The sequence below is a fragment of the Burkholderia sp. Ax-1720 genome, assembly GCF_011753035.1.
Lineage (GTDB): Bacteria > Pseudomonadota > Gammaproteobacteria > Burkholderiales > Burkholderiaceae > Burkholderia > Burkholderia gladioli.
In genome coordinates, this window is record NZ_VWWK01000463.1 from 1 (window position 1) to 820 (window position 820).

The following is an 820-nucleotide window of genomic DNA, read 5'->3' on the forward strand; positions in this document are numbered from 1 at the left end:
GACCGCCGCCGGCCACGTCTGCATCTCGCTGGCGGCGCTCGCCGAGCGCTACGACACCACGCTCGAGGCGGTGCGCGCCGAGCTGGCCGCCAGCGGCGTGGCCGCCTTCGGCCGCGCGCCGCGCGGCGCCGATTGCCCGCTGGTGGTGGATGGGGAAGGGCGGCTTTATCTCGCGCGCTATTACGACTACGAGACGCGCCTGGCCGATGCGCTGGTGATGCACGCGGGCGCGGCCTCGCAAGTGGATGCGGCCGCGCTCTCGCCTGTCGCGCTGCGGGCAAGCCTCGACCGCTTCTTCGCGGCGCCGCGCGCCGGCGAGATCGACTGGCAGCGCGTCGCGGCCCTGGTCGCGCTGGGCGGGCGGGTGACGATCGTCAGCGGCGGTCCCGGCACCGGCAAGACCACCACCGTGGTGGGCGTGATCGCCTGCCTGGTGGAGATGCAGCCGACGCTGCGGATCGCGCTGGCCGCGCCGACCGGCAAGGCCGCGCAGCGCATGCAGGAGGCCCTGCATGCGCGCGCCTCGGGCCTGCCGCCGGAACTCGCGGCGCGCCTGCCGCAAACCTCCTACACGCTGCATCGCCTGCTCGGCTGGCTGCCGGGCGGGCGCTTCCGCCATCACCGCGACAATCCGCTGCCTTACGAGCTGGTGGTGGTCGACGAGGCCTCGATGATCGACGTCGCGCTCGCCGCGCACCTGCTCGACGCGCTGGCGCCGGGCGCGCGGCTGGTGCTGCTCGGCGACAAGGACCAGCTCGCCGCCGTCGAGGCCGGCGCCGTGTTCGCCGAGCTGAGCGCGCGGCCGGCCTTCAGCGCGGCG

The 820-nt window shown here is 75.4% G+C and carries 1 protein-coding gene; it reads left to right on the top strand.

Going from position 1 to position 820, the window contains the following annotated elements; translation table 11 throughout:
- Positions 1-820 (top strand): AAA family ATPase (locus tag F3J18_RS37685; RefSeq protein ID WP_166917232.1); only part of this gene is annotated, 820 nt, incomplete at both ends.